Origin of the sequence: Stenotrophomonas sp. NLF4-10 (assembly GCF_022359915.1) — a bacterium.
Taxonomy (GTDB): Bacteria; Pseudomonadota; Gammaproteobacteria; order Xanthomonadales; family Xanthomonadaceae; genus Stenotrophomonas; species Stenotrophomonas daejeonensis.
In genome coordinates, this window is the sequence record NZ_JAKSEE010000003.1 from 3005140 (window position 1) to 3031346 (window position 26207).

Consider the following 26207-nt stretch of genomic DNA (forward strand, 5'->3'; position numbering starts at 1 on the left):
GAGATCAGGCCGCCTGCGCGGAGAACTCATCGAACGCCGCCAGCGCATTGGCCGCGTACATCAGCGACGGCCCGCCGCCCATGTAAACGGCGACGCCGAGCATCTCTTGGAACTCCTCCGGCGTGGCGCCCAGGCGCACCAACGCCTTGGCGTGGAAACCGAGGCAGGCATCGCAACGCGCCGCCACGCCGATCGCCATCGCGATCAGCTCCTTGGTCTTCTCGTCCAGCGCGCCCGGCGCCAGTGCCGCCTTGCTCAGCGCGCCGAAGCCCTGCATGACCTCGGCGTTGTGCGTGCGCAGCGGCGTCAGGTTCTTCGAAACGCTGCGCGTCAGATCGGTGTAGGAATCGATGGCGGACATGGCTGTCATCCTTCAGTGGAGTAGCGTGCGGGAGGCGACCGGCGCTTGCGTGCGACCAAGTCGATCAGCGCGGACATGCCGGCATGGCCGGCGCCCTCGGCCAGCACGCTGTCGTGTTCGAACAGATGCAGCAGTTCCAGGCCGGCGAAGGCATCGCGCAGCAGGTCGGCGGTGTAGAGCTTGTCCGCATCCGGCGGGCCGCCGGTACCGTACTTGAGCTGTTCGGGGCGATAGCCCTGCAACAGCAGCAGTCCGCCGGGCTTCAGCGTGCGCTGCATGCCGTCGAACATGGCCTCGCGCAGCGCCGGATCGGCGAACTGGACGAAGATCGCCACGACCGCATCGAAACGGTCCGCGCCCCAGTCCCACTCGCCCAGATCGACCCGTTCGGTGGCGATGCGCAAGCCACGTGCGGCGGCCAGCTTCCTGGCTTTCTCCAGACCCGTTTCGGAAGCGTCCACGGACAACACGTTCATGCCCTGCGCTGCCAGCCAGACGCCGTTGCGGCCCTCGCCGTCGGCCACCGCCAGCACGGACATGCCGGGCATCAACCGGTGTGCCTGCGAGGCGAGGAAGGCATTGGGCTCTGTACCGAATACGTAGTCGTCGGTGCGGTAGCGCGCGTCCCAGCGGGCAACGTCGGCCTTGCCGGTTTCCACGGCGCTCATGTCGCACTCCCGCCGCGGACGACCGGCAGGCCGCTGGCCGCCCACGCGGCCATGCCGCCGTCGACATTGACGTAGCGGCGGCGCGCATCCTTGGCCAGCGACGACTGCGCAATGCGCGAGCGCATCCCGCTCTGGCAGACCAGCAGGACTTCAGCGCCTTCCGGCACCGAGCACGCGTCGAACGCGCCCGCGCCGTGCGCACGGATGCGGCCGAGCGGCAGGTGGATGGCGTCGACGACGTGGCCGGCGGCGAATTCGCCGGGCTCGCGGACATCGACCAGCATCGCGCCACGGTTGATGCGCTGCACCGCCTCGCGCGGGCCGACCTGTTCGCCGCCCATGCCCAGTAGCGCCTTGAGCAGTCCGATCATGCGGCCCTCTTCTTCGACCGCTCCGGTGCGGGGCTGCAGTAGATGCCGTGCAGCGTCTGCATCACTTCCGCCGCCGGCCCTGGCATGAGCGAGTAGTAGATGACCTGCGCCTCGCGGCGGGTCTGCACCAGGACTTCCTCGCGCAGCACTGCCAAGTGCTGCGACAGCGCGGACTGGCTGAGATCGAGCATCGCGTTGATCTCGCCGACCGAACGCTCCCCCTCCGCCAGCAGGCACAACACCTGCAGGCGCTTCTCGTTGGCCAGCGCCTTCAGCAGCCGCGCCGCATTGCCGGCATGCGCCCGCATCGCCTCCATGTCGAAGGCGACATTCGCTGTCTTCGCCGTCTTGGTCTTCTTCGGTGCCATCGTCATTCCATGCTCACGGACAGGTCTGCATTGCGCCACGCCTCGAAGCCGCCGGCAAGCGAACACACGTCGGCGAAGCCCAGCTGCCGCAGGCTGTCGGCGGCGAGCGCGGATCGCCCGCCCGTCCGGCAGTACAGCACCATGCGGCGGGAAGGCTCCGCCAGCGCCGCGTCCGCGACGCAGGCCATCGCCGGATGCGCATGGATCTGGAACTCCAGCACGCCCCGCGGCAGGTTGACCGCGCCCGGCAGGTGGCCCTGCGCGTACTCGTCCGGTTCCCGGACGTCTACCAGCACGAGGTCGCCCGCGAGCGTGTCCACCAGGTCCTCCAGGGAGATCTCGCGGATTCTCGAACGGGCCTCGGCCACGAGATCTTCGACGGTGCAGGGCATTGCAGCGTTCCAGCAACATGAGTTGACTTAAATATAAGGCATTGCTAATTTAGATGCAACTGGATCGATGCGACCCGGCACCCGGGCCGGGTCCGGCGCTTGGGAGGGCATGACAATGACGCACATCGTGGTACTGGGCGCGGGCATCGGCGGCATGAGCGCCGCCTACGAACTGCGTGGGACGCTGGGTTCCGGCCCGCAGATCACCGTGATCGGCGAAGGCGACCTGTTTTCGTTCACCCCGTCCAACCCGTGGGTGGCGGTGGGCTGGCGCAAGCCGCAGGACGTGCAGATCGCGGTGCCGAGCCATCTCGCGAAGAAGAAGATCGCGTTCGAGGGCGCCGGCGCGGAACTGGTCGAGCCGGCGCACAACCGCGTGCGGCTGCGCGACGGCCGCCACGTGGCCTACGACCATCTGGTCATCGCCACCGGGCCCCGGCTGGCGTTCGACGAGATTCCGGGGCTCGGCCCCGACACGGGATTCACCCAGTCTGTCTGCACCACCGGGCACGCGACCGCCGCGTGGGAGGCCTACCAGGCGTTTCTGGAGAACCCTGGCCCGATCGTGGTCGGTGCCGCGCCGGGCGCGAGTTGCTTCGGCCCGGCCTACGAGTTCGCGATGATCCTCGACCGCGATCTGCGCAAGCGCAAGCTGCGCGACAAGGTGCCGATGACCTACGTGACGCCGGAGCCGTACATCGGGCACATGGGCCTGGGCGGCGTTGGGGATTCCAAGGGCCTGATGGAAGCCGAGTTCCGCCAGCGCCACATCGGCTGGATCGTCAACGCGAAGATCGCCGAGGTGCGCGACGGCGAGATGGACGTCGTCGAGGTGGACGAGGACAGCCAGCCGAAGAAGACGCGCACGTTGCCGTTCAAGTATTCGATGGTGCTGCCGGCGTTCACCGGCGTGGATGCGGTGAGGCGGGTCGAAGGGCTGTGCAACCCGCGCGGCTTCGTCCTGATCGACAGGCACCAGCGCAATCCGGCCAACCCGAACATCCATTCGCTGGGCGTGTGCGTGGCGATCCCGCCGGTGGAGGCGACGCCGGTGCCGACCGGCGCGCCGAAGACCGGCTTCATGATCGAGTCGATGGTCACCGCAGTGGCGCAGAACATCCGGGCCGACCTGAAGGGAGAGCCTGCGACCGCCGAGGCGACGTGGAACGCGATCTGCCTGGCCGACATGGGCGACACCGGCGCGGCCTTCGTGGCGCTGCCGCAGTTCCCGCCGCGCAACGTGACCTGGGCCAAGGTCGGCAAGTGGGTGCACCTGGCCAAGGTGGCCTTCGAGAAGTACTTCCTGATGAAGATGAAGTCCGGCAACACCGAACCGGTCTACGAGAAATACGTGCTCAAGCTGCTCGGCATCCTGCGTACCCGCTGAAACACATCCCCATTCCCAAGGAGAACATGCCATGAACCTCGACCGTGCCGTCCTCGCCTTCGCGGGCCTGATGATCCTGATCAGCCTGGCGCTGGCGCACTTCGTCTCGCCGCTGTGGCTGTGGTTCACCGCCTTCATCGGCGTGAACATGCTGCAGGCCAGCGTCACCGGCTTCTGTCCCGCCGCCATCGTGTTCCGCAAGCTGGGCGTGGCCAGCGGCTGCGCGTTCAAGTGAGGAACCCCCGGTGACGCGCAACACGGCCACGCCCTTCCGCCTTGTCCCGACCCGCGCCGGACTCGCCCTGCTGCTGGCGGGCGCACTGGCCGCCTGCGGCAGCGACGAGCGCCTCCGCGACCCCTCCCCGATCCAGGGGCTCGACACGCTGACCGTGGGCGCCGCCGACGCGGGCCGAGGCCGCGCCTGGGACGGCGTGGTCGAGGCGGTGCGCCAGGCCACGCTGACCGCGCAGACCAGCGGCCGCGTCGCCGAAGTCCTGCGCGACGTCAACGATCGCGTCGCCGCCGGCGAGGTCCTGGTGCGACTGAGCGCGGTCGAACAGCGGGCCGGTGTGGACGCCGCCCGCGCGCAGCTGCGCGCCGCCGAGGCGGCCGCCGCGGAAGCCGAAGGCAACTACCGGCGCTACCTGGAACTGTCGCAGGGCCAGTACGTGTCAAAGTCGCAGCTCGACCAGATGCGCGCGACGCGCGATTCGGCCGTCGCCGCGCGCGACGCCGCGCGCGCGCAGGTCGCCAGTGCCGGCCAGCAGACCGACTACACCACGATCCGCGCGCCATACGCCGGCATCGTCGCCTCGCGCGACGTGGAACCCGGCGAGAGCGTCGGCATCGGTCAGCCGCTGATGATGGTGTTCGCGCCCGAGGCGCTGCGCATCGAAGTCAGCATCCCGCAATCGGACGCGGAGCGCGTGCGCGCGAATCCGGCGGCGACGGTGACCTTCGACGACGGCCGCAGCGTGGAGGCGTCCGAGGTCACCGTGTTCCCCGCCGCCGATCCGTTCACCCACGCGGTGAAGGTGCGCGTGCAGTTGCCCGCGCTCGATCCCGCGCCGCAGCCGGGCAGCACCGCCAAGGTCACGTTCCCGGCGGTGGCCGGCACGGCGTATCCGCGAGTTCCCGCGTCGGCGCTCGTGCGCCGGGGCGAGGTGAACGCAGTGTACGTGCTGGCCGACGGCCGCCTGTTGCTGCGCCAGCTGCGCCTGGGCCAACGGGTCGGCGACGACATCGACGTGATCGCCGGCCTCGCGCCTGGCGAGACCATTGCCGCCGATCCGGTGGCCGCGGTGCAGGCGCTGGTCGCCGCGCGCCAGGGCGGCTGACATGGCGGCACACGACACCATGCCCCGGCTCGGCATCTCCGGGCGCATCGCCGCGACCTTCCAGGCCAACCCGCTGACGCCGATACTGGCGCTGCTCGGCCTGCTGCTGGGCGTAGTCGCAGTGATGATCACGCCGCGCGAGGAAGAGCCGCAGATCGACGTGACCATGGCCAACGTCATCGTGCCCTTCCCCGGCGCCGACGCGCGCCAAGTCGAGCAGATGGTCACCTATCCGCTCGAACAGAAGCTGTCGGAGATCGAGCAGGTCAAGCACACCTATTCGGTCAGCCGGCCGGGCATGGCGGTGCTGACCGTCGAGTTCGAGGTCGGGGTAAAGCGCCAGCCGGCGCTGGTGCGGCTGTACGACAAGGTGTTCAGCAACCAGGACTGGATGCCGCAGAACCTCGGCGTCGGCCAGCCGATCGTCAAGCCCAAGGGCATCGACGACGTGCCGGTGATGGCGCTGACGCTGTGGACGGACGACCCGGAGCGCGGCACGCAGGATCTGGCCGAGGTCGCGCATACGCTGGAGACCGAACTCAAACGCATCCCCGGCACCCGCGACGTATTCACCATCGGTGCACCGGAACGCGCGGTGATGGTGGAACTCGACGCCGCGCGCCTGGCCAGCCACGGTCTGACCGTGCACGACCTGGCCGGCGCGCTGCAGGCGGCCAACCTCGCACGCCAGGCCGGCGAGCGCGTGGGCCAGGACGGCGTGGCGCAGGTGACTTCGGGGCAGTTCCTCGCCGACCGCGACGACGTGGCGAACCTGGTGCTTGGCGTAGCGGGCGGACAGCCGGTGCGGCTGCAGGACGTGGCCCACGTGAGCGATGCATCCGACACGCCGTCGAGCTACGTCTGGCACGGCGCGCCGGTCGGCCGTGACGGCCCCGCCAGCGGCATTGCGCCAGCGGTCACGCTGGCGATTGCCAAGAAGCCCGGCAGCAACGCCTCCGACATCACCCGCGCTGCGCTGCAGCGCATCGATGCGTTGCGCGGACAGGTGATTCCCGAGGGCGTCAATGTCGAAGTGACGCGCGACTACGGCCTGACCGCCAGCGACAAGGCGAAGACGCTGATCCAGAAGCTGTTCTTCGCAACGGGGTCGGTCGTGCTGCTGGTGCTGTTCGCGCTCGGCAGGCGCGAGGCGGTGGTGATCGGCAGCGCGGTGGCGCTGACGCTTGCGGTCACGCTGTTCGCATCCTGGGCGATGGGCTTCACCCTGAATCGCGTCTCGCTGTTCGCGCTGATCTTCGCCATCGGCATCCTCGTCGACGACGCCATCGTGGTCGTGGAGAACATCCACCGGCACATGGCGCAGGGCGGAAAGAGCCTGCGCGAAGCGATCCCGCCGGCGGTGGACGAGGTTGGCGGGCCGACCATCCTGGCCACCTTCACCGTGATCGCGGCGCTGATGCCGATGGCCTTCGTCACCGGCCTGATGGGGCCGTACATGCGGCCGATTCCGATCAACGCCTCGGTCGGCATGCTGCTGTCGCTGCTGATCGCGCTGATCGTCACCCCGTGGCTGTCGCTGAAGCTGCTCAAGCGGCACGCAGGCGGCCATGCCGCGCACGATGACGGAACCGGCGACGGCGGCCACGCCGAAGGCACCATGGCCGCGCGCCTGCATCGCGTGTTCGAGCGGGTCATGACGCCGTTCCTCGATCCCGAACGGGGCACCCGCCGCCGCTACGCGCTGTTCGCGGCGATGGCCGGGCTGGTGCTGCTGGCCGCGAGCCTGGCGGTGTTCCAGCTGGTGGTGCTGAAGATGCTGCCGTTCGACAACAAGTCCGAACTGCAGGTCGTGGTCGACCTGCCCGAGGGCCGCACGCTGGAGGACACCAATGCGCTGCTGACCGACCTGGCCGCGGTGCTCGACCGTACGCCGGAGGTGCGCGACTACCAGGGCTACGCCGGCACCGCCGCGCCGATCAACTTCAACGGCCTGGTGCGCCAGTACGACCTGCGCGCCGGCGCCAACGTCGGCGACCTGCAGGTGAACCTGGTCGACCGCCGCGAGCGCAGCCGCAAGAGCCACGACATCGCCGTGGCGCTGCGCCCGCAGATGGCCGACGTCGGCCGCCGCCACGACGCTTCGGTGAAGGTGGTCGAAGTGCCGCCCGGCCCACCGGTGCTCTCGCCCATCGTCGCCGAGATCTATGGGCCGGACTACGAACGCCAGCGCCGGATCGGTCTGGCGCTGGAGCAGCGCTTCCTTGCCACCGAAGGCATCGTCGACGTGGATACCAGCGTCGAGGCCGATGCCACGCGCGAAGTGCTCGCCATCGACCGCGTGCGCGCCGCGCGGCTGGGCGTACCGCAATCCGCTATCGCCGAGACCATCGCTGCAGGTCTGTCTGGCATGGATGCGACCCACATCATCGACGGCAGCTCGAAGTACCCGCGCCCGATTCGCCTGCGCCTGACCACGTCCGACCAGGCCACGCTCGACGGACTGCTGAGCTTGCGCGTGCGCGGTGGCGATGGCCAGTTGGTGCCGCTGTCGGAACTGGTGCAGGCGCGGCCGGCGCGCTGGGACGGCGCCATCCACCACAAGGACCTGCTGCCGGTGGTCTATGTGATGGCAGACGAGAGCGGCATGGTGGACAGCCCGCTCTACGGCATGTTCGATCTCGTCGGACAGGTCTCGGACAACGCCATCGACGGCCAGCGCCTGTCGCAGTTCTTCATCCGGCAGCCGCCGGACACCGCCGGCTTCGGCATCAAGTGGGACGGCGAGTGGCAGATCACCTACGAGACCTTCCGCGACATGGGTATCGCCTACGCCGCCGGCATGGTGCTGATCTACCTGCTGGTGGTCGCCTACTTCCGCAACTACATCGTGCCGCTGGTCATCATGGCACCGATCCCGCTGACCGTGATCGGGGTGATGCCGGGCCACGCGCTGCTGGGCATGCAGTTCACCGCCACCAGCATGATCGGCATGATCGCGCTGGCCGGCATCATCGTGCGCAACTCGATCCTGCTGGTGGATTTCATCAACCACCTGATCGAGCGCGGGCACACGCCGGAACGCGCGGTTGTCGATGCCTGCGCGGTGCGCGCACAACCCATCGCGCTGACCGCACTGGCGGCGATGGCCGGCGCGTTCTTCATCCTCGACGACCCGATCTTCAACGGCCTGGCGATCTCGCTGATCTTCGGCATCCTCGTTTCGACCGTGCTGACCCTGGTCGTCATCCCGCTGCTGTACTACGTGCTGATCACGCGCCGTCACCCGAAGGAAGCCCCGCCATGACGCCCCGTCCTCTTCCTGCGACCCTCCTGCTGGTCGCAACGCTGCTGCTCGTCGGTACCGCCTGCCTACCGGGAATCGGCGGCACCGGCGTGGCCTTGTCCTCGAATCCCGCGATGCACCAGGTGCCGGGCCAGCCACAGCTCACACCCGAACCTGCTGCATCGACCGACCCCGATCTGGACCGCGCGCAGGCTGCTGCGCAGGCCTTCAGTACCCAGTTGCGCGGCAGGCTCCAGGCGGCGATGCGGGACGGCGGTCCGACGGCCGCGGTCGCGATCTGCAACGCCGAGGCACCGGCCATTGCCGAAGCCGTGATGGGCGAACACGGCCTGCGGCTGGGCCGCGTCGCCCTTCCGGGCCGCAACCGCCACCCGGTGCAGGCCGCCAACGCCTGGCAACTCACCACGCTGGAGGCGTTCCAGCAAGCGGTCGATGGCGGCGCGCCCGCGGGCGGACAGGTAGCGGTGATGCGGGAGGGACTGCCGGACGGCATCGCGCTGCGGATGATGCGCGGCATCGTGACCGAACCAGGCTGCCTGGCCTGCCACGGTAGCGAAATCGCCACAGACATCCGCCAGGCCATCCTTGCCCGCTATCCGGACGACGGCGCCACCGGCTTTGCCGTCGGCGACCTGCGCGGCGCACTGTGGGTCGAAGTGCCCGCAACGACCGCGACCACGGGAGACACGCCATGAGCGCCGACGCTCCGATCCGCATCCGCCTCGATCAGGACAGCGACTACGCCTTCCGCATCACCTTCGACGACACCGCGCTGGCACCACTGCTGACCGACGAACCGGCGCCGTTGGGCCACGACCGCGGACCGAATCCGTCGCGGCTGTTGCTGACCGCGGTCGCCAACTGCCTGGCCGCTAGCCTGCTGTTCGCGCTGCGCAAGCACCGCAACGAACCCGGCACGCTGACCGCCGAGATCTGCGCGCTGCCGACGCGAAACGAACACGGCCGTTGGCGGATCGCGTCGGCGAAGGCGACTCTGCATCTGCCCGGCCACAATGCCGACTATCGCAACCTGGATCGTGTCCTGGCGCAGTTCGAGGACTTCTGCGTGGTCACCCAAAGCGTGCGCCAGGGCATCGAGGTCGACGTGAACGTGGTCGACGGCGACGGTCGGGTGCTGTTCGGCGACAAGAGCTTCGAGGCCGGTTCTTGAGCCCGCCGCTGCAAATCGCCTGCCCGCACTGCCACGCCCTCAACCGCGTGCCGGGGGAACGCCTGGACGACGCACCCAACTGCGGGCGCTGCGGCAAGGCGCTGTTCACCGGACAACCGGTGACGCTGGACAGCGGCAACTTCGACCTGCACGCGGCACGCTCGGAACTGCCGCTGCTGGTGGATTTCTGGGCGCCGTGGTGCGGCCCGTGCCGTGTCATGGCACCGCATTTCGAGGCCGCCGCCGCTCTGCTGGAACCGGCGATGCGGCTGGGCAAGATCGACACTCAGGCCAGTTCCGAACTCGGCATGCGCTTCGCCATCCGCAGTATCCCGACACTCGTGCTGTTCAATGCGGGACGCGAGTTGGCCCGCATGTCCGGTGCCATGCCCACCGCCGAGATCGTGCGCTGGGCGCGTGCCCATTTCTGATGCGGTGCTGTACTGGCTTTGCGTCGCCGCGCATCGCAAGTGATTGTCGTCGGCTTCGTCCGTCAGGATCGCATGTCGCCGCCTTGAGCAAGCCACCATGCGGTCATTCGCACCAGCGATCTGCGCAACTAAAGGTCGATCTTCGCTGGGAAATGACGTGTTTGGCGCTAGTTTGCAGGTGGAGAACTATCGATGGAATTAAGACACCTTCGCTGCTTCATGGTCCTCGGCGAGGAACTGCACTTCACTCGCGCGGCCGAACGTCTACACATCGAACAATCGCCGCTGTCTCGCATCATCAAGGAACTGGAAAACGAACTGGGCGTCCTGCTGTTCACCCGTGACCGGAGAGGAACTCGCCTGACTCAAGCGGGCACGGTGTTCCTACAGGATGTCCGGCGAGTTTTCACGGCGCTGGAGCAGGCGTGCAAGAACGCCAGAGCCGTGTCGGCAGGTTATCGTGGCAGCCTGCGCATCGCGGTCTCCGATGGGGCTGTCGATCCGCGATTGTCTACGTTCCTTGCACGTTGCCGCGAAGAAGAACCGGAGGTCGAGTTACGCCTGTCCGAAGTACCGCTGGCCGAGCAGCTGCGCGGACTGCGATCAGGCGATTTCGACATCGGCTTCGCCCATACAGCGGACGTCGGTGACGGTATTGCATCCGAGCCCCTTTGGCGCGACCCTCTCGTCGTGGCAGTTCCCGCTCGGCATCCCCTCCTGATCTACAAGGAAGTGCCGCTACACGAACTGGCCAGTCATTCGTTAATTATGTGCAATCAGCACCTCTGCGAAGGCTACTCCCGCGAACTGACCCGATTGCTGCGCCCACTGGATCGGGAGCTCCACATCGCCGAGCGGGTGGCTTCGCTGGACATGATGCTCACCCTGGTTGCGGCAGGCTACGGGATCGGCTTCATGACGACGACCAGGGTCGGTATTTGCCGTCATCCTGACGTCGTGATCCGGCCGTTGGCGATCGACTCAGCGCTGCTGACGACCTATCTGCTCAGGGTGATCAGCAACAGCTCTGCCATTCCTTTAGACCGGTTCACGGCACGACTGCGTGAGCAGGTGAACGACTGACGGAATGCCGCGCAGTGCTGAGCTCACACCTTCGGCCCTGCACGCAGGTTGTTTTCTGTTGCTGCCATCAAATCCGCAGCACTGGTCTTCAGTGCAGTAGCGATTTTGAGGATCAAGGCGAGCGTAGGCATGTGTTCGCCGCGCTCGATCTTGCCCATGTGAGAACGCTCGATTTCGGCCAAGGATGCAAGCTCTTCCTGCGCTATTCCCTGCTCCATGCGTGCCGCGCGCACCGCCAAGCCAAAGGCCAACGCCGGCGCAGGTTCATAGGTAGTCGAGCCAGCGGGGCGGCCTCGTCGGACAGTACGCTTCTGCATCAGCAGAAGCGTCGAATACCACCATTAATTAAACCACGTTAAGTTTAACTCTTGGTATGCTACGGAGCTTGCTTTTCCCCGCCACAAATCGCTTCCATAGGGACAGCCATGCGCGCCATCCCCTCGTCATCGGCGCTCAAGCTCTGCGTATCGCCTGGCGTGCCGTCGCACCAGTTGGCGATACTACTCGCGCTCCAGCGCGCGGAGGCGCCCGAGACGCCTGTGGTGATGGAGGAAGTCGCGACATCCGCCGATCTCATCGCGGGCGTGAAGGACGGTCGCTACGACATTGGCTTGGCGACAACGGTACCCACCGACGAGGCGCCACTGTGGCGTGACGAGTTGGCGATCGCCGTGCCTGATCGCTCCCCCCTGCTGAGCTACACCGCGGTTCCCTCCAGCGCCCTACGGATCTACCCCTTGCTCCAGAGTCAGCCGCTCGCGTGCGAAGCACTGTTCGGCGAAGAGTGGCGGGTTTCTTGCCAAGTCACGTCGTACGAATTGATGATCGTTATGGTCGCGGCCGGCTACGGGGTAGGCATCGGTTCCCGCCTGCGGATCGAGCAGTCCCGGAACTGGGACGTGGTGATGCGACCGCTGGCCGACGGCACCTTCTGGATCGGAACGCACCTGTTCCGATCCGAGCGTCGCGACTCGCCGGCCATCGAGCACTTCGTCAGACGAGCGCGGAAGGTCGCGTAGCCCGGTTGCCCTCGCGCTGCGGAATGGGGCCATCGAACATCTGCATGGTCAGGACGCGGCGAACTGCTTTCACCGCCGCGTTCAGATTCTTCGCCGTCACCGCCTCGATCGGCGACTGGCCGCCGAATTCGTCGTAGGGCTGGGTGAGTGCATGGTAAATCTCCCACGGGTCCACACCACGGGCTGTCTGCTTGAGGATGGCTTGCACCAGTTGGCGCTTGATCGGATCGAGCTGCCAGTCAGGCACGCGCTGGCCACGGTTGCCCAGGCTGATCGACAACAGGTTGCCCGCGGTGACCTCGTAGGTGATCCAGCGTCGCGACTTGCCGGCGAGCTTGGCGTAGTCGGCGACGGAGAGGTTGTGGGGCGACTCCAGGATGTCGAGCAGCAGCATCCGCTCGCGCTGGACATTCGACAGCGCCGGCTGCGTCTTCGGGGCGCGCACCGAAGACAGCCGCTGCACTTGGATGGCTCGCTGGAACGGAGCATCTTGGAAGTTGGATAGCACCAAGGTCGGCACCGTCGTGCTCGTGGGCATCGGTTGCTTGTTAGCGCCGTCGTCGGCCACCGGCAATCCTTCCACGTGGATCGTCAGGGGGACGCTGGCGGCTTCCACTTGGCCTTGCTCCAGCAGATCCAGCCGATCGGCCCAATCCTGCATCATGCGTCGGCGCTGATCGACGTACTCGGCATGGTTGTAGGTACGACGAACCGGGTTCGGATCGACGTGCGAGAGTTGCGCGTCGATCCACTTGTCGGGATAGCCCAACTCGTTGAGCGCGGTCGAGAGGGTGGCGCGGATGCCATGGCCCGTCAGCCGACCGTCGTAGCCCAAGCGCTTGATCGCCGTATTGAGCGTGTTCTCGCTTATGCGCTGCTTCAAGCTCTTGGCCCCGGGGAATACGTGTTTCTGTCCCTGCTTGAACCGCTCAAGCATGTACTGGACGATCTCCACCGCCTGCACGGACAGCGGCACGATGTACGGCGGAATGTCCTCCGTGCGCAGGTTTTCCTTCTGCATCTTCAGTTCCAGCTGCTTCACCACGTCCGGCGGGATGATCCATAGGCCGTCATCGAGGTGGAACTGATCAGGGGTCGCCAGCCGCAGCTCGCCCGTGCGCACGCCCGTCAGGAACAACATGCGGACGCCGAGCTGGGTCTGCAGCCGGCCGGGGTACTTGCGCAGCAGTTGCAGGAACTCGGGCAGCTCGGGCATGCGCAGGAACGGGTTGTGACGCACGGGCGGCTGCGGCATGGCGACCACATCCAGGTCGGAAGCCGGGTTGCGTTCCAGGCCGGGCACGACCACCAGCGCATACCGGAACAGCTGGTTGAGCCAGGTGCGCACCTTCTCGGCCACCGAGGGCGCACCGCGCTTCTCGATGCGGCCGACGATTTCCAGCAGGTCGGCGCGGGTGATGACGTGGATCGACCGCCTGCCCAGGCTCGGCAGGACGTCCTTGCCGAAGATGCGCGGGATCAGAGAGAGCGTCGTCTGCCGCCCCTTCTTGAGGCGGCCTTGCTCCCGGAACTTCAGCCATTTCTCGTAGACGGCCTGGAACGTGTTCTGCTCGGCCTGGGTCGCCAGTTGCCGATCCCTCGTCCGATGGCGCTGAGGGTTGATGTCCTTGGCGACGAGCGCCCGCGCCTCGTCGCGACGAGTACGTGCCTCGCGCAGGCTGATCTCGGGATACATCCCGAAGGACATCCGCTTCTGCTGGCCGAGCCAGGTGTAGCGGAAGTGCCAGGTCTTCGTGCCCGCGGCCGAGACGGCCAGCGACAGGCCATCGAAGTCAGGAAGGGTGTAGTCCTTGCCGGTGGTCTTGGCCTGCCGGACGGTGACATCAGAAAGTGCCATGTCTGCTCCTGAACTGAGTCAGGAGTCAGATCCTCATCCCATGGCCCGCTCGTCCCCAGCAACAATCCGGACTCGAACCCAACCGCCTTGATGGACTGCTGGATGGACTAAATCAGTCCATCTGTGGGTGGATTCCGGTGGCCTTCACTGGACGCTCATCCGGCGAAAAAGCCTTTGCTGGTAATGCTTTATGGAACTCCTTGGAACTCCATGGAAGCTGAACTGGAGCGGGCGATGGGAATCGAACCCACGTCAGTAGCTTGGGAAGCTACAGCTCTACCATTGAGCTACGCCCGCGTGGCGCGGGGTGAAGTCTATGCGGTGGCAGGTGTGCAGTGCAACGGGCTCGCCCTTGCAGGTGCCGAACTTGTCCGGGTAGGTCGGGGCTACGCCCCCGACGCTGGATGTTCGAGCATGCGGAGCGTCGGGGGCATAGCCCCGACCTACCGGCAAAAAGGCGGTGCCGCTTGTCGGCACCGCCTGCTTTCATTGGCTCAGAAGCTGCCGCCGAAGCTGGCGAACAGGGTCGCGTCACGGGCCGACTTCTGCGCGGTGGTGGTGCTCAGGCCGATGTTGCTGTCCAGCCCCCACAGCGTGATGCGCGCACCCAGCACGGCGCTGGCGTAGTTGCGGTCGAACTGCAGCCCCGGCACCTTGTAGGCGCCCACGTCGGCCATCGTCTGCAGCCAGGCGTTGGCCTGCTGGCCGTCCTCGAACTCGTGGTCCCAAGTGACCTGCACGTAGGGACGGACGCTGCCGCCATCGAAACGCGCCTGCCAGCCGATGCGGCCCACGGTGGAATCCACCTCCTGGTCGCCATAGCCCAGCGCGGTGGCGCTGGCGTTGCTTTCGACGTAACCATCGAGCTTGACCTTCTGCCAGGTGACGCCCGCCACCGGGCCGTGGCGGAAGCCGCCTTGCTGGCCGAACTCGTAGCCGGCGTTGAGCGCGGCGGTCAGGTTGCTGCCATCCGGCGAGCCCTTGTGCACGCGGGTGGCCGGGCCCAACTGCACCTTGCGGGCGACGTCATAGTCCAGCCAGCTGTAGCTGACCTGGCCGTTGACCCAGGTACGCTCGCCATACCAGCCGGCGAACAGGCCCAGGGTGGTATCGGACTGGGTGAAGTCGCCCTGGCTGTTGCCGAAATCGGCATCCATGCGGCCATAGCCGGCGAAGCCGCCGAATACCGTGCCGTTGCGCGCCCAATCGATGCCGAACAGGCCGGCCGGGGCCATGCCGTCGTACAGGTCGGCGTGGCCGTAACGCTGCATGTCGCCACGCACGTTGCCCCACCAACGCAGGCCGTCATCCTGCTGGCCGACCAGATGAGCGCCGACCTGGTCGGCACGGGCACGGCCGGTGGTCTGCGCCGAATGGCTCAGCACCTGCTGCAGGCGTGGTGCCTCGAGGATCGAGATGGCGTACTGGCCCAGGATCCGGTGCGCGGCGGTGGTCGGGTGCACGCCGTCGGCGAACACGTAGGCATCCGCTGCGCCGGGGCTGGCATAGCTCAGCGGGCTGCAGGTCAGCGACGACGCCGAGGTGCAGGCCATGTCGCTGACGTTGCTGAAGCCGTAGCTGCCGGGGTTGGCGACGATTTCCTGCAGGATGCTGAAGGTATCGACCGGGATCACCTGCAGGCCGGCCTGTTTCAGCCCGCCGAACAACGCGTCGTTGTAGGCCTTGGCCAGCGCGGTGCCCTGCGCCATCGCCACCGCGCCACCGGCGCGCGAAGACGGGGTCAGGCCGATGTCGGGCAGGTTCGGCACCATCACGTACTGCGCGCCGGCGCCTTCGAGCGTGGCGACCATGCCCACCTGGTCGGCCACCGCCGCACCGATGGTGGCCTGCGCCGGCGCGCCGGCAGCCACCGCGAACAGGTCGTTGGCGCCGCCCCACACGGTGTAGAGCGCATTGGCGTCGGCCTTGCCGCCATTGGCGGTCAGGTAGGCATTCAGCTGGGTCTTGAGCGACGGGGTGGCCGGCAGCATCGGGTTGAGCGGATTGGTGTTGTCCACGCCTACCCGCGCGCCGCCGGCGGCATAGTTGTCGCCGGTCTGGCCATTGCCATTGGGCATGGCATTGGTGCCGTAGTAATCGGCCAGATAGTCGGACCAGACCCAGCCGGGGTTGGTGGTGAAACGGCCGACGATGGAAGCGCTGGGGTCAAGCTGCACCAAGACCGGGCGGTAATAGCCGGTGTCGGTCAGGCTGTCGCCGAAGAACACCGTCTTCGAGAACGGGGACTGCGCCAGTGCCGGTACGGCGGCAAGGGCAAGCGCCGCGGCAAGGGCCGAGCGCAAAGGACGGGACGGGAAACGCATGGGAGAACTCCTGGCGAACGAGGAAAGCGGCAGCGTACGCCGCCGCACGGTGTTAGTTTTTCATTACCCCACGGCGGGCTCACGCTGCACCGCGGCATCGGGCTGGGATTTTCCTCTTCCGCTGGCGAGAATGGCCGCATGAACATCCAGCTCAACGGCGAACCCCGCCAGTTTCCCGCTCCCCTGACCCTGGCCGCGCTGCTGGCCGCCGAAGGCCTGGCCGAACGCCGCGTGGCCGCGGAAGTCAACGGCGAGATCGTGCCGCGTGGCCGACATGGCGAGCATCCGTTGAACGAGGGCGACGTGGTCGAGATCGTGCACGCGCTGGGCGGCGGCTGAGTTCTCTTACCGCGCGTAGGTGTGGGGCTTGCCCCACACGGGGCCTTGCCGGGAAAGCCCCATGCGGGGCAAGCGCCGCATCTATGGCTAAGCGCGCAGGGATTGAACGAAGGCGACTCGGTCGAGATCGTGCATGCGCTGGGCGGCGGCTGGTTTCTCTTATCGCGCGTAGGTGTGGGGCTTGCCCCACACGGGGCCCTACCGGGAATGCCCCATGCGGGGCAAGCCCCGCATCTACGAGACGCAGGCTGTCCACCGTAGGTACCGGGCTTGCCCGGTACGGGGCCTTGCCGGAGAAGCCCCATGCGGGGCAAGCGCCGCATCTACGGGGTAGTGCCACGCAACGCAGCGTTTGGCACGATCGGCGATAATCACCCGATGAATGCACACGCCCCCACCGATTCGCTGGTCATCGCCGGCAAGACCTATGCATCCCGGCTGCTGACCGGCACCGGCAAGTTCAAGGATCTGGAAGAAACCCGACTGGCCACCGAGGCCGCCGGCGCGCAGATCGTCACCGTCGCCATCCGCCGCAGCAACATCGGCCAGAACCCGGGCGAGCCCAACCTGCTCGACGTGCTGCCGCCGGACCGCTACACCATCCTGCCCAACACCGCCGGCTGCTATACCGCCGAAGACGCGGTGCGCACCTGCCGGCTGGCACGCGAGCTGCTCGATGGCCACAACCTGACCAAGCTGGAAGTGCTGGGCGATGCGAAGACCCTGTACCCGGACGTGGTGCAGACCCTCAAGGCCGCCGAGCAACTGGTCGCCGACGGCTTCGAGGTGATGGTCTACACCTCCGACGATCCGATCCTGTGCAAGCGCCTGGAGGAAATCGGCTGCGCCGCGGTGATGCCGTTGGCCGCACCGATCGGCTCGGGGCTGGGCATCCAGAACAAGTACAACCTGATCGAGATCATCGAGAACGCCAAGGTGCCGATCATCGTCGACGCCGGCGTCGGCACCGCCTCGGACGCGGCCATCGCGATGGAACTGGGTTGCGACGGCGTGCTGATGAACACCGCCATCGCCGGCGCGCGCAACCCGGTGCTGATGGCCGCCGCGATGCGCAAGGCGGTGCAGGCCGGGCGCGAGGCATTCCTGGCCGGGCGCATCCCGCGCAAGCGCCACGCCAGCGCCTCCTCGCCGGTGGACGGGTTGATCGGCTGATGACCAACCCGTTCGACAGCGCCGGCGCCAAGGCGCCGCCCAAGCCCTTCACCGTCACCGAGGGCCGCCGCGAGGTACGCAGCTTCGTGCTGCGCCAAGGCCGCTTCACCCCGGCCCAGCAGCGCGCGTTCGACGAACGCTGGCCGCGCTTCGGCATCGACTTCGACGGCCGGCCGCGCGACCTCGACGCTACCTTCGGCCGCAGCGCGCCCAAGGTGCTGGAGATTGGCTTCGGCAACGGCGCCGCGCTGCGCCATGCCGCGCGGTTCGACCCGTCCAAGGACTACATCGGCATCGAGGTCCACGCCCCCGGCGTCGGCCGCCTGCTCAACGCGCTGGCCGAGGACGACGCAAGCAACGTCCGGCTCTACCACCACGACGCGGTGGAAGTGCTGGAGAAGGAGATCGCCGACGGCGCGCTGGACGAGGTGCGCATCTACTTCCCCGACCCGTGGCACAAGAAGCGCCACAACAAGCGCCGCCTGGTGCAGCCGGCGTTCGCCGCGCTGCTGGTGCGCAAGCTGCGCCCCGGCGGGCGGTTGCACTGTGCCACCGACTGGGAGAACTATGCCGAGCAGATGTGGGACGTGCTCGACGCCACCCCGGGGCTGGTCAACCGCGCCGGCCCGCGCGGCAGCGTGCCGCGCCCGGACTGGCGGCCGCAGACCCACTTCGAGACCCGCGGGCAGAAGCTGGGCCACGGCGTATGGGATTTGCTGTATGACAGGCAGGGAACAGGGAACGGGGACTGAGGGAATGAAACTGCCATGACGCTTTCACGTTCCAGCGGGGCCCTGCCAAGCGCAAGCGCCGGAAGCAACGCGCGGATGAAGGCACCTGCCCTCTTCCATTCCCGGTTCCCCGTTCCTCGTTCCCTGCCGTAATGGATACCGCGCTGACGCTGACCACCGACATGAAGCTCGTGCTCGGGCTGGTCGGCTTCACGATGGCGATGTTCCTGTTCGAGCGCATCCGCTCCGACGTGGTGGCGCTGGTGGTGATGGTGGTGCTGGGCGTGACCGGGCTGATCGCGCCGGAGGAGATCTTCGCCGGCTTCTCCGGCAACGCGGTGATGAGCATCATCGCCACCACCATCCTCGGCACCGGGCTGGACCGCACCGGCGCGCTGAACCGGCTGGCCAGCTGGCTGCTGCGGCGCTCGCGCGGCATCGAACAGCGCCTGCTGCTGCTGGCCAGCGCCACCGCCGGCATCAATTCCGCGTTCATGCAGAACACCTCGGTGATGGCGCTGTACCTGCCGGTGGCCGCGCGGCTGGCCTCGCGCAGCGGGCTCACCCTCAAGCGCCTGCTGATGCCGATCACCGCCGCCATCGTGATGGGCGGCGGGCTGACGATGGTCGGCAACTCGCCGCTGATCCTGCTCAACGACCTGCTGATCTCGGCCAACAACAACCTGCCCTCGGGCAGCGCCACCATCGAGCCGCTGCGGATGTTCGCGCCATTGCCGATCGGCGTGGCGCTGCTGGTCGCCTCGCTGCTGTACTTCCGTTTCCACGGCGACCGCAAGTCGCTGGCCGGAGAAGACGGCGACGGCGAAAGCCAGGCCCCGGCGCGCACCGAGAGCTACTTCGCCCGTGCCTATGGCATCGAGGGCGATGTGTTCGAGCTGACCGTCTCCACCGAAAGCCCGCTGGTCGGCATGACCGTCAGCGAGGCCGAGAACCTGTTCGACGCGCCGCTGCTGCTGGCGCTGAAGACCGGCAGCGACACCCGCCTGGCGCCGCCGGCGGACATGCGTATCTGGGTCGGCAGCGTGATCGGCGCGATGGGCCCGCGCCAGCAGGTGGCCGACTTCGCGCAGAACCAGTTCCTGCGCATGTCCTCGCGCCTGCGCCAGCTCGGGGACCTGTTCAACCCCAGCCGCGCCGGCATTTCCGAGGCGGTGATCCCGCCGACCTCGAAGCTGATCGGCAAGACCGCCGGCCAGCTGCGCCTGCGCAAGGAACGCGGCATCAGCCTGCTGGCGATCAACCGCGACAAGCAGGTGATCCGCGAGGACGTGCGCAACGTGGCGCTGCGCGCCGGCGACATGCTGGTGTTCCACAGCATCTGGCAGGACCTTTCCGCCGCGGCGGAGAGCCGCGATTTCGTGGTGGTCACCGACTACCCGAAGGGCGAGCAGCGCCCGCACAAGTTCAAGATCGCGATGGCGATCTTCGCCATCACCATCATCATCGCCCTGACCTCGCGGCTGCCGGTGGCGCTGACCCTGCTCACCGGCGTGGCCGGCATGCTGCTCACCGGCGTGCTGCGCATGGACGAGGCCTATGCGTCGATCAGCTGGAAAACCATCTTCATGATGGCCGGGCTGATCCCGCTGGGCTGGGCGATGGATTCCAGCGGCGCGGCGGCGTGGGTGGCCGGGCACACCATCGACAAGCTGCCCGACGGCATCCCGATATGGGTGCTGGAACTGGCGCTGGCGCTGCTGACCACCGCCTTCTCGCTGGTGATCAGCCACGTCGGCGCCACCATCGTCACCGTGCCAATCGCGGTCAACCTGGCGCTGGCGGTCGGCGGCAACCCGACCGCGTTCGCGCTGATCGTGGCGCTGTCGGCCTCCAACAACCTGATGACCGCGTCCAACCCGGTGATCTCGATGGTGGCCGGCCCGGCCAAGTACACCCCGCGCGAGATGTGGCGCATCGGCGCGCCGCTGTCGCTGCTCTACACGGTGATCGTGGTGGTGATGATCAACATCATGTTCTAGGAGGGGCGATCCGTGGATGCGGGGCTTGCCCCGCATGGGCATTACCGGGAGAGCCATGTGCCGGGCAAGCCCGGCACCTACGGTCACCACTCAACCCAGCAGCACCTTGCCGTCCTCCACCCGCACCGGCACCGCGCGCAGCGCATCGCCCTTGCACGGGCCGGCCACGCAGCACCCGCCGTGCAGTTCGAACGCGGCGCCATGCACCGCGCAGACGAGGTGACCGTCACCGCTCTTCAGGAACTGGCCCGGCGCCCAGTCAAGGTTGCGGCCGGCATGCGGGCAGACATTGAGCCACGCCCGTACCTGCCCGCCGTCGCGGTAGAGGATCAGCGGCTCGGCATCGCCGTCGATCACCGCCTCGGCGGCATGGAAACCCTGGTCGGGCAAGGCATCGAGCGGAACCAGCTCGACCGGCGTGGAGGCGTTGGCTGACATGGCGATACGCGCGGAGACAGGGCGTGATTGTCGCATGGGCCGGTAATGGGCGCGGTGCGCGGGGCTTTCCGCGAGGCCCGACGGGACGCCGGTGCACGCCCGCACGCCGACCGGATTTAACGACAACTTCACGCAACACCCCTCCCCAGCGCCGATACTGCCCTTTGCCACACCGTCATCCTTCCGTCATGCAGACCCGTTACTTCCAGTTCGCCCATCTCCGCAACCTGTTCGCGCCGCGCAAGCCGCGCAACCCGTTGCTGCGGGTCGTGCTGGGCCTGCTGGGCCTGGCGATCCTCGCGGTGCTGGTGGTGGCCGGCGTGTTCGTCGGCGCGGCGATGATCCTGATCGGGCTGGCGTGGAAACTGCTGGCCGCCCGCAAGGCCGCCGGCAACGTGATGGATGGCGAATACCGGGTGGTGCGCAAGCCGGCATTGCCCGGTACGCATTGACCTCTGCATCCCGGTAACGCTTGTTTGCGGTAGCGCCCGATCGTTGGTCGGGTGGCGATGGTTGCCGCCAAATGCCAGTGCCGACCAACGGTCGGCACCCGGCGCTATCTGCACCCTTTCATCCTCCGGCATCATGGCGCCTGCCCATCGCTTTCCGGACGACCCATGACCGACCTGATCCCCGCCCCGCCCCTGCCGCGCATTCCGGTGGCCGGCGGCGGCACCTTCCCGGTGCGCCGCATCTACTGCGTGGGCCGCAACTTCGCCGACCATGCACGCGAGATGGGTGCCAGCGCCCCGGCCTCGGCGGCCGGGCGCGGCCAGCCGATGTTCTTCATGAAGCCGGCCGACGCCATCGTCACCGGCTGCGCGGCGGTGCCCTACCCGCCTGCCACTTCCGAGCTGCACCACGAGGTCGAACTGGTAGTCGCGCTGGGCAAGGATGCGCCGGCCGGCGTGCTGCCGGTCGCCGAAGCCATGGCGCTGGTGCTGGCCTGCGGCGTGGGCCTGGACCTGACCCGCCGCGACCTGCAGGCCGCAGCCAAGGCCAAGGGCGGGCCGTGGGACATCGCCAAGGGCTTCGACCACTCCGCGCCGATCGGCGAACTGGTGCCGATCGCGCAGGTGGGCGAACTGGCGCCGCTGGAATTGTCGCTGGAAGTCAACGGCGAGCCGCGCCAGCGCTCCACCCTCGACAACCTGATCTGGAACGTGCCGGAAATCCTGCATGAGCTGTCGAAACTCTACGCGCTGCGCGCCGGCGACCTGGTGTTCATGGGCACGCCCGCCGGCGTGGCCGCGCTGCAACCGGGCGACCGCTTCAGCGCGCGCCTGGGCGACGTCGCCCGCTGCGACGGCGTGATCGCCGGATGAACCCGCGCCGGGGTAGTCTGTGCCGGCTCCCTTTCATGCATGCCTACAGGAGAAACACATGGGAATGATGGCTGAGTTCAAGGAATTCGCGATGCGCGGCAACGTCATCGACCTGGCGGTCGGCGTCGTGATCGGCGGCGCGTTCGGCAAGATCGTCAGCTCGCTGGTGGACAAGGTGATCATGCCGCCGATCGGCTGGCTGATCGGCAACGTCGACTTCTCCGACCTGGTCTGGACGCTGGCCCCGGCCAAGGTGGCCGCCGACGGCAGCGAGATTCCGGCGGTGGTGATCGGCTATGGCGACTTCATCAACACCCTGATCCAGTTCGTCATCGTCGCCTTCGCGATCTTCATGCTGGTCAAGGTGGTCAACAAGCTCTCGCGCAAGAAGGAAGAAGCCCCCGCCGCGCCGGCCGAGCCGAGCGAGGAAGTGCTGTTGCTGCGCGAGATCCGCGACAACCTGAAGAAGTGATGCCTTTAAAGCCCCTCTCCCCTCGGGAGAGGGGTTGGGGTGAGGGGCGAACGAAGTCCATGATGGTCAACCATCAGTACTCCGTTCGCCCTCATCCGCCCTTCGGGCACCTGCATTCGGCACATCCCCGTGCCTCACCCTTCGGGCGGCTTCGCCGTGCAGTCCGGCAATCCTGCCGGACTGTCTCCCGAAGGGAGAAGGGATAACGGCAAAGCCGGTGACCTCCAGCACGGTTCCAGCGAAGACCGCGGGCGTATGCTCGCGGTCTTCCCGTTCATGGAGCCGCCCATGCGCCGTCTTGCCCTCGCCATCGCCGCCGTGCTCGCCTGCGCCAACGCGCAGGCCGCGCCCACCCGTATCCCCGAACAGGCACTGGCGCAGGCCGCGCAACTGCGCGAGCAGGCGCTGGCCGACGATACCGGCTGGAAGGTGGTCGAAGCGCTGACCACCGAGATCGGCCCGCGCCTGGCCGGCAGCGAGGCCGACGCGCGCGCGGTGGAATGGGCCAAGGCGCGGTTCAAGGCGCTGGGCTTCGACAAGGTGTGGACCGAGCCGGTCACCTTCCCCAAGTGGGAGCGCCGTGGCGAACGCGCCGAGGTACTGGGCGCGCATGCGCAGCCGTTGTCCATCACCGCGCTGGGTGGCAGCCCCGGTGGCAGCGCCGAGGGCGAGGTCGTGCGCTTCGACGGCCTCGATGCCTTGAAGGCCGCGCCGGCAGGTTCGCTGGCCGGCAAGATCGCCTTCATCGACTACCAGATGAGCCGCAGCCGCAACGGCATGGATTACGGCATCGGCGGCACCGTCCGCAGCCAGGGGCCATCGGAGGCGATCCGCAAGGGCGCGGTGGGCTACATCATGCGCTCGGCCGGCACCGATTCGCACCGCGTGCCGCATACCGGCATCACCCACTTCGATGAGGGCCTGACGCCGGTGCCGTCGGCGGCGCTGGCGATGCCCGACGCCGACCAGCTGGCGCGGCTGGTCGCGCGCGGCCCGGTCCGCATCCGCATGGCGCTGGATTGCGGCTGGGACGGCAGCTACACCTCGCAGAACGTGATCGGCGAGATCACCGGCCGCGAGTTGCCGCAGGAAGTGGTGGTGATCGGCGGCCACCTCGACTCGTGGGACCTGGGCACCGGCGCGATCGACGATGCCGCCGGCGTCGGCATCACGATGGCCGCCGGCCACCTGATCGGCCAGCTCGAGCAGGCACCCAGGCGCACCATCCGGGTGATCGCCTTCGCCAACGAGGAGCAGGGCCTGCACGGCGGCTTCGCCTATGCCGCCGCGCGGGCGAAGGCCGGGGAGATCCCGTTGCAGCACATCGGTGCGGAAAGCGACTTCGGCGCCGGCCGCATCTATGCGTTCAATACCGGCTCGGGCAACCCCGACGGCTCGCGCGAGGCCACCGCGCAGATCGCCGAAGCGCTGGCGCCACTGGGCATCGAGTACCGCCCGGACGAGGGCGGGCCGGGGCCGGACATCATTCCGCTGGCGTCCAAGGGCGGCGCCTGGGCCTGGCTGGCGCAGGACGGCACCGACTATTTCGACCTGCACCACACCGCCGACGACACCCTGGACAAGATCGACCCGAAGGCGCTGGCGCAGAACGTGGCCGCCTACACCGTGTTCGCCTACCTCGCCGCCGAGGCCGAGGGCGGCTTCGGCAGCGAGGCGAAGGACGTGGTACCGCCGCAGGAGTGACGCACCCGAAAACCCCTCTCCCTCCGGGGCGAGGCCGCACAGTTTACGCGCCACTGGCGCGTGTGCGGTTGAGCGCCCACGGCAGGGGCGCGGTGCGGGGGATTGGGAAAGGGTACGGGGCGAAGCCTCCGTGGAATTTGGCTACACCAGGCTTCGCCCGAACCCTCATCCACCCCTTCGGGGCACCTTCTCCCGAAGGGAGTAGGGAAAAACTCCCTCGCGCACCAAGGTGCGCTCCTACGGGATAATGCGGGCACCGCACAGCAAGGCAGCCGCTCCATGTCCCGTTCCCTCCGCATCGCCCTGGCGCAGCTCGACTTCCCGGTCGGCGACGTCGCCGGCAACAGCGCGCGCATCGTCGAATCGATGCAGGTCGCGCGCGACGAATACGGTGCCGACGTGGTGCTGTTCCCCGAACTGGCGATCAGCGGCTACCCGCCGGAGGACCTGCTGCTGCGCCCGTCCTTCCTGCGCGACTGCGAACAGGCGCTGGCGCGCATCGCCGCGCAGGCGCAGGGCATCGTCGCCGTGGTCGGCTGGCCGCAGGACGCCGGCGCGGTGACCTACAACGCCGCCAGCGTGCTGCGCGACGGCGCCATCGCCGCCACCTACCGCAAGCGCGAGCTGCCCAACTACGCGGTGTTCGACGAACGCCGCTATTTCGACGTCGATCCGGATGGCGGCGACTGCGTGTTCGAGGTCGCCGGGGTGAAGCTCGGGCTGCTGGTCTGCGAGGACCTGTGGTTCGCCGAGCCGCTGGCCGCCACCGTCGCCGCAGGCGCCGAACTGGTGCTGGTGGCCAACGCTTCGCCCTACGAGCGCGGCAAGCATGCCCAGCGCGATGCGCTGCTGGCCGAGCGCAGCCGCGACGGCGGCATCGGCATCGCCTACGTCAACAACGTCGGCGGGCAGGACGCGCTGGTGTTCGATGGCTCGTCGGTGGTCGCCGACGGCGACGGCACGGTGCACCCGGCGGCGGTGGCGTTCGCCGAGGAAATGCTGGTGGTCGAGTACGACGCCGATGCGCGCGCGTTCACCCCGCTGCGTTGGATCGACGACGGCGACGAAAGCATGGACGCACTGGCCTGGCGCGCGGTGACCCGCGGCATCGCCGACTACTGCCGCAAGAACGGCTTCGGCAAGGTCTGGCTGGGGCTGTCCGGCGGCATCGACTCGGCGCTGGTGCTGGCGCTGGCGGTCGATGCGCTGGGCGCAGGCAACGTCACCGCCGTCGCCCTGCCCTCGCGCTACACCGCCGGCCTGTCCAACGACCTGGCCGCCGAGCAGTGCCGCGCCCTCGGCGTGAAGCTGGAGACGGTGCCGATCGAGCCGGCGTTCCAGGGCCTGATGCAGTCGCTGTCGGCGCTGTTCGACGGCCAGCCCAGTGACGTCACCGAGGAAAACCTGCAATCGCGCAGCCGCGGCGTGATCCTGATGGCGCTGTCCAACAAGTTCGGCGGGCTGCTGCTGACCACCGGCAACAAGAGCGAGTACGCGGTCGGCTACGCCACCATCTACGGCGACATGTGCGGCGGCTACGCGCCGCTCAAGGACCTGTACAAGACCGAGGTCTACGGCCTGGCGAAGTGGCGCAACACGGTGGGCGGCGCGCCGGTGATCCCGCCGGCGGTGATCGCGCGCGCGCCCTCGGCCGAACTGCGCGAGAACCAGACCGACCAGGATTCGCTGCCGGCCTACGACGTGCTCGATGGCATCCTCTACCGCTACGTCGACCAGGAGCAGTCGCGCGAGGACATCGTCGCCGCCGGCTACGCGCCCGAAGTGGTGGACCGGGTGCTGCGGCTGGTGCGCACCAGCGAGTGGAAGCGCCATCAGGCCGCGCCGGGGCCGAAGGTGTCGCGCAGGGCATTCGGCCGCGAGCGCCGCTACCCGGTCAGCAATGGCTATCGGGGTTGAGGGCAGTCGCCCGAGGACACGGTAGGTGCCGGGCTTGCCCGGCACGAGGCTTCGCCGGTGAAGCCCATGCGGG

The 26207-nt window shown here is 67.9% G+C and carries 27 protein-coding genes and 1 tRNA gene; 18 read left to right on the top strand and 10 right to left on the bottom strand.

Going from position 1 to position 26207, the window contains the following annotated elements; all coding sequences use genetic code 11:
* Window positions 1-4: 4 nt before the first annotated feature.
* Genes MIC98_RS14195 through MIC98_RS14215 form a run of 5 tightly spaced genes read right to left on the bottom strand, consistent with a single transcriptional unit; the run spans window position 5 to window position 2160 of the window.
* The gene (locus MIC98_RS14195) at window positions 5-361 is read right to left on the bottom strand and encodes a carboxymuconolactone decarboxylase family protein (protein WP_239737600.1); all 357 of its coding nucleotides are present in this window, start codon (window positions 359-361) and stop codon (window positions 5-7) included.
* 5 nt (window positions 362-366) lie between these two features.
* On the bottom strand, window positions 367-1029 hold the full coding sequence (locus MIC98_RS14200; protein WP_239737601.1) for a class I SAM-dependent methyltransferase: 663 nt from the start codon (window positions 1027-1029) through the stop codon (window positions 367-369).
* Window positions 1026-1400, bottom strand: a complete 375-nt coding sequence (locus MIC98_RS14205) for a rhodanese-like domain-containing protein (RefSeq protein ID WP_239737602.1) — start codon at window positions 1398-1400, stop codon at window positions 1026-1028. Before MIC98_RS14205 ends, MIC98_RS14200 begins: the two co-directional genes overlap by 4 nt.
* Window positions 1397-1768 carry a metalloregulator ArsR/SmtB family transcription factor gene (locus MIC98_RS14210; protein ID WP_239737603.1) on the bottom strand — a complete coding sequence of 124 codons (372 nt, stop codon included), beginning with the start codon at window positions 1766-1768 and terminating at the stop codon, window positions 1397-1399. The genes MIC98_RS14205 and MIC98_RS14210 overlap by 4 nt, the downstream gene beginning before the upstream one ends.
* Window positions 1769-1770: 2 nt before the next feature.
* Window positions 1771-2160: a rhodanese-like domain-containing protein gene (locus MIC98_RS14215; protein WP_239737604.1), complete on the bottom strand. Its 390-nt coding sequence runs from the start codon at window positions 2158-2160 to the stop codon at window positions 1771-1773.
* A gap of 115 nt (window positions 2161-2275) precedes the next feature.
* Between MIC98_RS14215 and MIC98_RS14220 the strand changes: the two genes are divergently transcribed.
* From MIC98_RS14220 to MIC98_RS14255, 8 genes are all read left to right on the top strand, one after another.
* Window positions 2276-3547 carry an FAD/NAD(P)-binding oxidoreductase gene (locus MIC98_RS14220; RefSeq protein WP_239737605.1) on the top strand — a complete coding sequence of 424 codons (1272 nt, stop codon included), beginning with the start codon at window positions 2276-2278 and terminating at the stop codon, window positions 3545-3547.
* Between the two features lie 31 nt (window positions 3548-3578).
* The gene (locus MIC98_RS14225; protein WP_146313515.1) at window positions 3579-3782 is read left to right on the top strand and encodes a DUF2892 domain-containing protein; all 204 of its coding nucleotides are present in this window, start codon (window positions 3579-3581) and stop codon (window positions 3780-3782) included.
* Between the two features lie 10 nt (window positions 3783-3792).
* The gene (locus MIC98_RS14230) at window positions 3793-4884 is read left to right on the top strand and encodes an efflux RND transporter periplasmic adaptor subunit (RefSeq protein ID WP_239737606.1); all 1092 of its coding nucleotides are present in this window, start codon (window positions 3793-3795) and stop codon (window positions 4882-4884) included.
* A 1-nt stretch (window position 4885) separates the two neighbouring features.
* Window positions 4886-8149, top strand: a complete 3264-nt coding sequence (locus tag MIC98_RS14235) for an efflux RND transporter permease subunit (RefSeq protein WP_239737607.1) — start codon at window positions 4886-4888, stop codon at window positions 8147-8149.
* Window positions 8146-8844: a DUF3365 domain-containing protein gene (locus tag MIC98_RS14240; RefSeq protein ID WP_239737608.1), complete on the top strand. Its 699-nt coding sequence runs from the start codon at window positions 8146-8148 to the stop codon at window positions 8842-8844. The genes MIC98_RS14235 and MIC98_RS14240 overlap by 4 nt, the downstream gene beginning before the upstream one ends.
* Window positions 8841-9320, top strand: coding sequence for an OsmC family protein (locus MIC98_RS14245; RefSeq protein WP_239737609.1), 480 nt, complete (start codon window positions 8841-8843; stop codon window positions 9318-9320). The genes MIC98_RS14240 and MIC98_RS14245 overlap by 4 nt, the downstream gene beginning before the upstream one ends.
* Window positions 9317-9751: a thioredoxin TrxC gene (gene trxC / locus MIC98_RS14250; RefSeq protein ID WP_239737610.1), complete on the top strand. Its 435-nt coding sequence runs from the start codon at window positions 9317-9319 to the stop codon at window positions 9749-9751. Before MIC98_RS14245 ends, trxC begins: the two co-directional genes overlap by 4 nt.
* Before the next feature lie 192 nt (window positions 9752-9943).
* Window positions 9944-10834: a LysR substrate-binding domain-containing protein gene (locus MIC98_RS14255; protein WP_239737611.1), complete on the top strand. Its 891-nt coding sequence runs from the start codon at window positions 9944-9946 to the stop codon at window positions 10832-10834.
* Window positions 10835-10857: 23 nt separating this feature from the next.
* Here MIC98_RS14255 and MIC98_RS14260 read toward each other — a convergent pair whose 3' ends face one another.
* Window positions 10858-11151, bottom strand: a complete 294-nt coding sequence (locus MIC98_RS14260) for a helix-turn-helix transcriptional regulator (RefSeq protein ID WP_239737612.1) — start codon at window positions 11149-11151, stop codon at window positions 10858-10860.
* Between the two features lie 108 nt (window positions 11152-11259).
* On the opposite strand from MIC98_RS14260, the gene MIC98_RS14265 reads away from it, so the two are divergent.
* Window positions 11260-11853 (top strand): substrate-binding domain-containing protein, encoded by a 594-nt coding sequence (locus tag MIC98_RS14265; protein ID WP_239737613.1) that lies wholly within the window; start codon window positions 11260-11262, stop codon window positions 11851-11853.
* On the opposite strand, the gene MIC98_RS14270 is transcribed toward MIC98_RS14265, so the two are convergent.
* The 3 genes from MIC98_RS14270 to MIC98_RS14280 all read right to left on the bottom strand — a co-directional run bounded on the left by MIC98_RS14270 (window position 11828) and on the right by MIC98_RS14280 (window position 16035).
* Window positions 11828-13711, bottom strand: coding sequence for an integrase arm-type DNA-binding domain-containing protein (locus MIC98_RS14270; RefSeq protein WP_239737614.1), 1884 nt, complete (start codon window positions 13709-13711; stop codon window positions 11828-11830). The genes MIC98_RS14265 and MIC98_RS14270 overlap by 26 nt on opposite strands.
* A 223-nt stretch (window positions 13712-13934) precedes the next feature.
* A tRNA-Gly gene (locus tag MIC98_RS14275) sits at window positions 13935-14008 on the bottom strand.
* Window positions 14009-14205: 197 nt separating this feature from the next.
* Window positions 14206-16035, bottom strand: a complete 1830-nt coding sequence (locus MIC98_RS14280) for an autotransporter domain-containing protein (RefSeq protein ID WP_239737615.1) — start codon at window positions 16033-16035, stop codon at window positions 14206-14208.
* A gap of 138 nt (window positions 16036-16173) precedes the next feature.
* On the opposite strand from MIC98_RS14280, the gene thiS reads away from it, so the two are divergent.
* The 4 genes from thiS to MIC98_RS14300 all read left to right on the top strand — a co-directional run bounded on the left by thiS (window position 16174) and on the right by MIC98_RS14300 (window position 20278).
* A complete protein-coding gene (thiS, locus tag MIC98_RS14285) occupies window positions 16174-16374 on the top strand; it encodes a sulfur carrier protein ThiS (RefSeq protein ID WP_057639911.1) in 201 nt (66 codons plus the stop codon).
* Window positions 16375-16752: 378 nt separating this feature from the next.
* Window positions 16753-17547: a thiazole synthase gene (locus tag MIC98_RS14290; RefSeq protein WP_239737616.1), complete on the top strand. Its 795-nt coding sequence runs from the start codon at window positions 16753-16755 to the stop codon at window positions 17545-17547.
* Window positions 17547-18299: a tRNA (guanosine(46)-N7)-methyltransferase TrmB gene (trmB, locus tag MIC98_RS14295; protein WP_239737617.1), complete on the top strand. Its 753-nt coding sequence runs from the start codon at window positions 17547-17549 to the stop codon at window positions 18297-18299. The genes MIC98_RS14290 and trmB overlap by 1 nt, the downstream gene beginning before the upstream one ends.
* A 131-nt stretch (window positions 18300-18430) precedes the next feature.
* Window positions 18431-20278 (top strand): SLC13 family permease, encoded by a 1848-nt coding sequence (locus MIC98_RS14300; RefSeq protein ID WP_239737618.1) that lies wholly within the window; start codon window positions 18431-18433, stop codon window positions 20276-20278.
* Window positions 20279-20368: 90 nt separating this feature from the next.
* On the opposite strand, the gene MIC98_RS14305 is transcribed toward MIC98_RS14300, so the two are convergent.
* On the bottom strand, window positions 20369-20716 hold the full coding sequence (locus MIC98_RS14305; protein WP_239737619.1) for a Rieske (2Fe-2S) protein: 348 nt from the start codon (window positions 20714-20716) through the stop codon (window positions 20369-20371).
* A 188-nt stretch (window positions 20717-20904) separates the two neighbouring features.
* Between MIC98_RS14305 and MIC98_RS14310 the strand changes: the two genes are divergently transcribed.
* The 5 genes from MIC98_RS14310 to MIC98_RS14330 all read left to right on the top strand — a co-directional run bounded on the left by MIC98_RS14310 (window position 20905) and on the right by MIC98_RS14330 (window position 26134).
* Entirely contained in the window at window positions 20905-21168 is a 264-nt protein-coding gene (locus MIC98_RS14310) for a hypothetical protein (RefSeq protein ID WP_239737620.1), read from the top strand.
* Between the two features lie 165 nt (window positions 21169-21333).
* A complete protein-coding gene (locus tag MIC98_RS14315; protein WP_239737621.1) occupies window positions 21334-22041 on the top strand; it encodes a fumarylacetoacetate hydrolase family protein in 708 nt (235 codons plus the stop codon).
* Between the two features lie 58 nt (window positions 22042-22099).
* Complete coding sequence (mscL, locus tag MIC98_RS14320) at window positions 22100-22513, top strand: large-conductance mechanosensitive channel protein MscL (protein WP_057639918.1); 414 nt, start codon at window positions 22100-22102, stop codon at window positions 22511-22513.
* A gap of 288 nt (window positions 22514-22801) precedes the next feature.
* Window positions 22802-24217: a M28 family peptidase gene (locus MIC98_RS14325; RefSeq protein ID WP_239737622.1), complete on the top strand. Its 1416-nt coding sequence runs from the start codon at window positions 22802-22804 to the stop codon at window positions 24215-24217.
* A gap of 279 nt (window positions 24218-24496) precedes the next feature.
* Window positions 24497-26134: an NAD+ synthase gene (locus MIC98_RS14330; protein WP_239737623.1), complete on the top strand. Its 1638-nt coding sequence runs from the start codon at window positions 24497-24499 to the stop codon at window positions 26132-26134.
* The last annotated feature ends 73 nt before the right edge of the window (window positions 26135-26207 follow it).

What these genes read in the sequence shown, in the direction of transcription:
- MIC98_RS14195 (WP_239737600.1), bottom strand. Translation starts at nt 361, where the DNA reads ATGTCCGCCATCGATTCCTACACCGATCTGACGCGCAGCGTTTCGAAG.
- MIC98_RS14200 (WP_239737601.1), bottom strand. Translation starts at nt 1,029, where the DNA reads ATGAGCGCCGTGGAAACCGGCAAGGCCGACGTTGCCCGCTGGGACGCG.
- MIC98_RS14205 (WP_239737602.1), bottom strand. Translation starts at nt 1,400, where the DNA reads ATGATCGGACTGCTCAAGGCGCTACTGGGCATGGGCGGCGAACAGGTC.
- MIC98_RS14210 (WP_239737603.1), bottom strand. Translation starts at nt 1,768, where the DNA reads ATGGCACCGAAGAAGACCAAGACGGCGAAGACAGCGAATGTCGCCTTC.
- MIC98_RS14215 (WP_239737604.1), bottom strand. Translation starts at nt 2,160, where the DNA reads ATGCCCTGCACCGTCGAAGATCTCGTGGCCGAGGCCCGTTCGAGAATC.
- MIC98_RS14220 (WP_239737605.1), top strand. Translation starts at nt 2,276, where the DNA reads ATGACGCACATCGTGGTACTGGGCGCGGGCATCGGCGGCATGAGCGCC.
- MIC98_RS14225 (WP_146313515.1), top strand. Translation starts at nt 3,579, where the DNA reads ATGAACCTCGACCGTGCCGTCCTCGCCTTCGCGGGCCTGATGATCCTG.
- MIC98_RS14235 (WP_239737607.1), top strand. Translation starts at nt 4,886, where the DNA reads ATGGCGGCACACGACACCATGCCCCGGCTCGGCATCTCCGGGCGCATC.
- MIC98_RS14240 (WP_239737608.1), top strand. Translation starts at nt 8,146, where the DNA reads ATGACGCCCCGTCCTCTTCCTGCGACCCTCCTGCTGGTCGCAACGCTG.
- MIC98_RS14245 (WP_239737609.1), top strand. Translation starts at nt 8,841, where the DNA reads ATGAGCGCCGACGCTCCGATCCGCATCCGCCTCGATCAGGACAGCGAC.
- MIC98_RS14255 (WP_239737611.1), top strand. Translation starts at nt 9,944, where the DNA reads ATGGAATTAAGACACCTTCGCTGCTTCATGGTCCTCGGCGAGGAACTG.
- MIC98_RS14260 (WP_239737612.1), bottom strand. Translation starts at nt 11,151, where the DNA reads ATGCAGAAGCGTACTGTCCGACGAGGCCGCCCCGCTGGCTCGACTACC.
- MIC98_RS14265 (WP_239737613.1), top strand. Translation starts at nt 11,260, where the DNA reads ATGCGCGCCATCCCCTCGTCATCGGCGCTCAAGCTCTGCGTATCGCCT.
- MIC98_RS14270 (WP_239737614.1), bottom strand. Translation starts at nt 13,711, where the DNA reads ATGGCACTTTCTGATGTCACCGTCCGGCAGGCCAAGACCACCGGCAAG.
- MIC98_RS14280 (WP_239737615.1), bottom strand. Translation starts at nt 16,035, where the DNA reads ATGCGTTTCCCGTCCCGTCCTTTGCGCTCGGCCCTTGCCGCGGCGCTT.
- thiS (WP_057639911.1), top strand. Translation starts at nt 16,174, where the DNA reads ATGAACATCCAGCTCAACGGCGAACCCCGCCAGTTTCCCGCTCCCCTG.
- MIC98_RS14290 (WP_239737616.1), top strand. Translation starts at nt 16,753, where the DNA reads ATGAATGCACACGCCCCCACCGATTCGCTGGTCATCGCCGGCAAGACC.
- trmB (WP_239737617.1), top strand. Translation starts at nt 17,547, where the DNA reads ATGACCAACCCGTTCGACAGCGCCGGCGCCAAGGCGCCGCCCAAGCCC.
- MIC98_RS14300 (WP_239737618.1), top strand. Translation starts at nt 18,431, where the DNA reads ATGGATACCGCGCTGACGCTGACCACCGACATGAAGCTCGTGCTCGGG.
- MIC98_RS14305 (WP_239737619.1), bottom strand. Translation starts at nt 20,716, where the DNA reads ATGTCAGCCAACGCCTCCACGCCGGTCGAGCTGGTTCCGCTCGATGCC.
- MIC98_RS14310 (WP_239737620.1), top strand. Translation starts at nt 20,905, where the DNA reads ATGCAGACCCGTTACTTCCAGTTCGCCCATCTCCGCAACCTGTTCGCG.
- MIC98_RS14315 (WP_239737621.1), top strand. Translation starts at nt 21,334, where the DNA reads ATGACCGACCTGATCCCCGCCCCGCCCCTGCCGCGCATTCCGGTGGCC.
- mscL (WP_057639918.1), top strand. Translation starts at nt 22,100, where the DNA reads ATGGGAATGATGGCTGAGTTCAAGGAATTCGCGATGCGCGGCAACGTC.
- MIC98_RS14325 (WP_239737622.1), top strand. Translation starts at nt 22,802, where the DNA reads ATGCGCCGTCTTGCCCTCGCCATCGCCGCCGTGCTCGCCTGCGCCAAC.
- MIC98_RS14330 (WP_239737623.1), top strand. Translation starts at nt 24,497, where the DNA reads ATGTCCCGTTCCCTCCGCATCGCCCTGGCGCAGCTCGACTTCCCGGTC.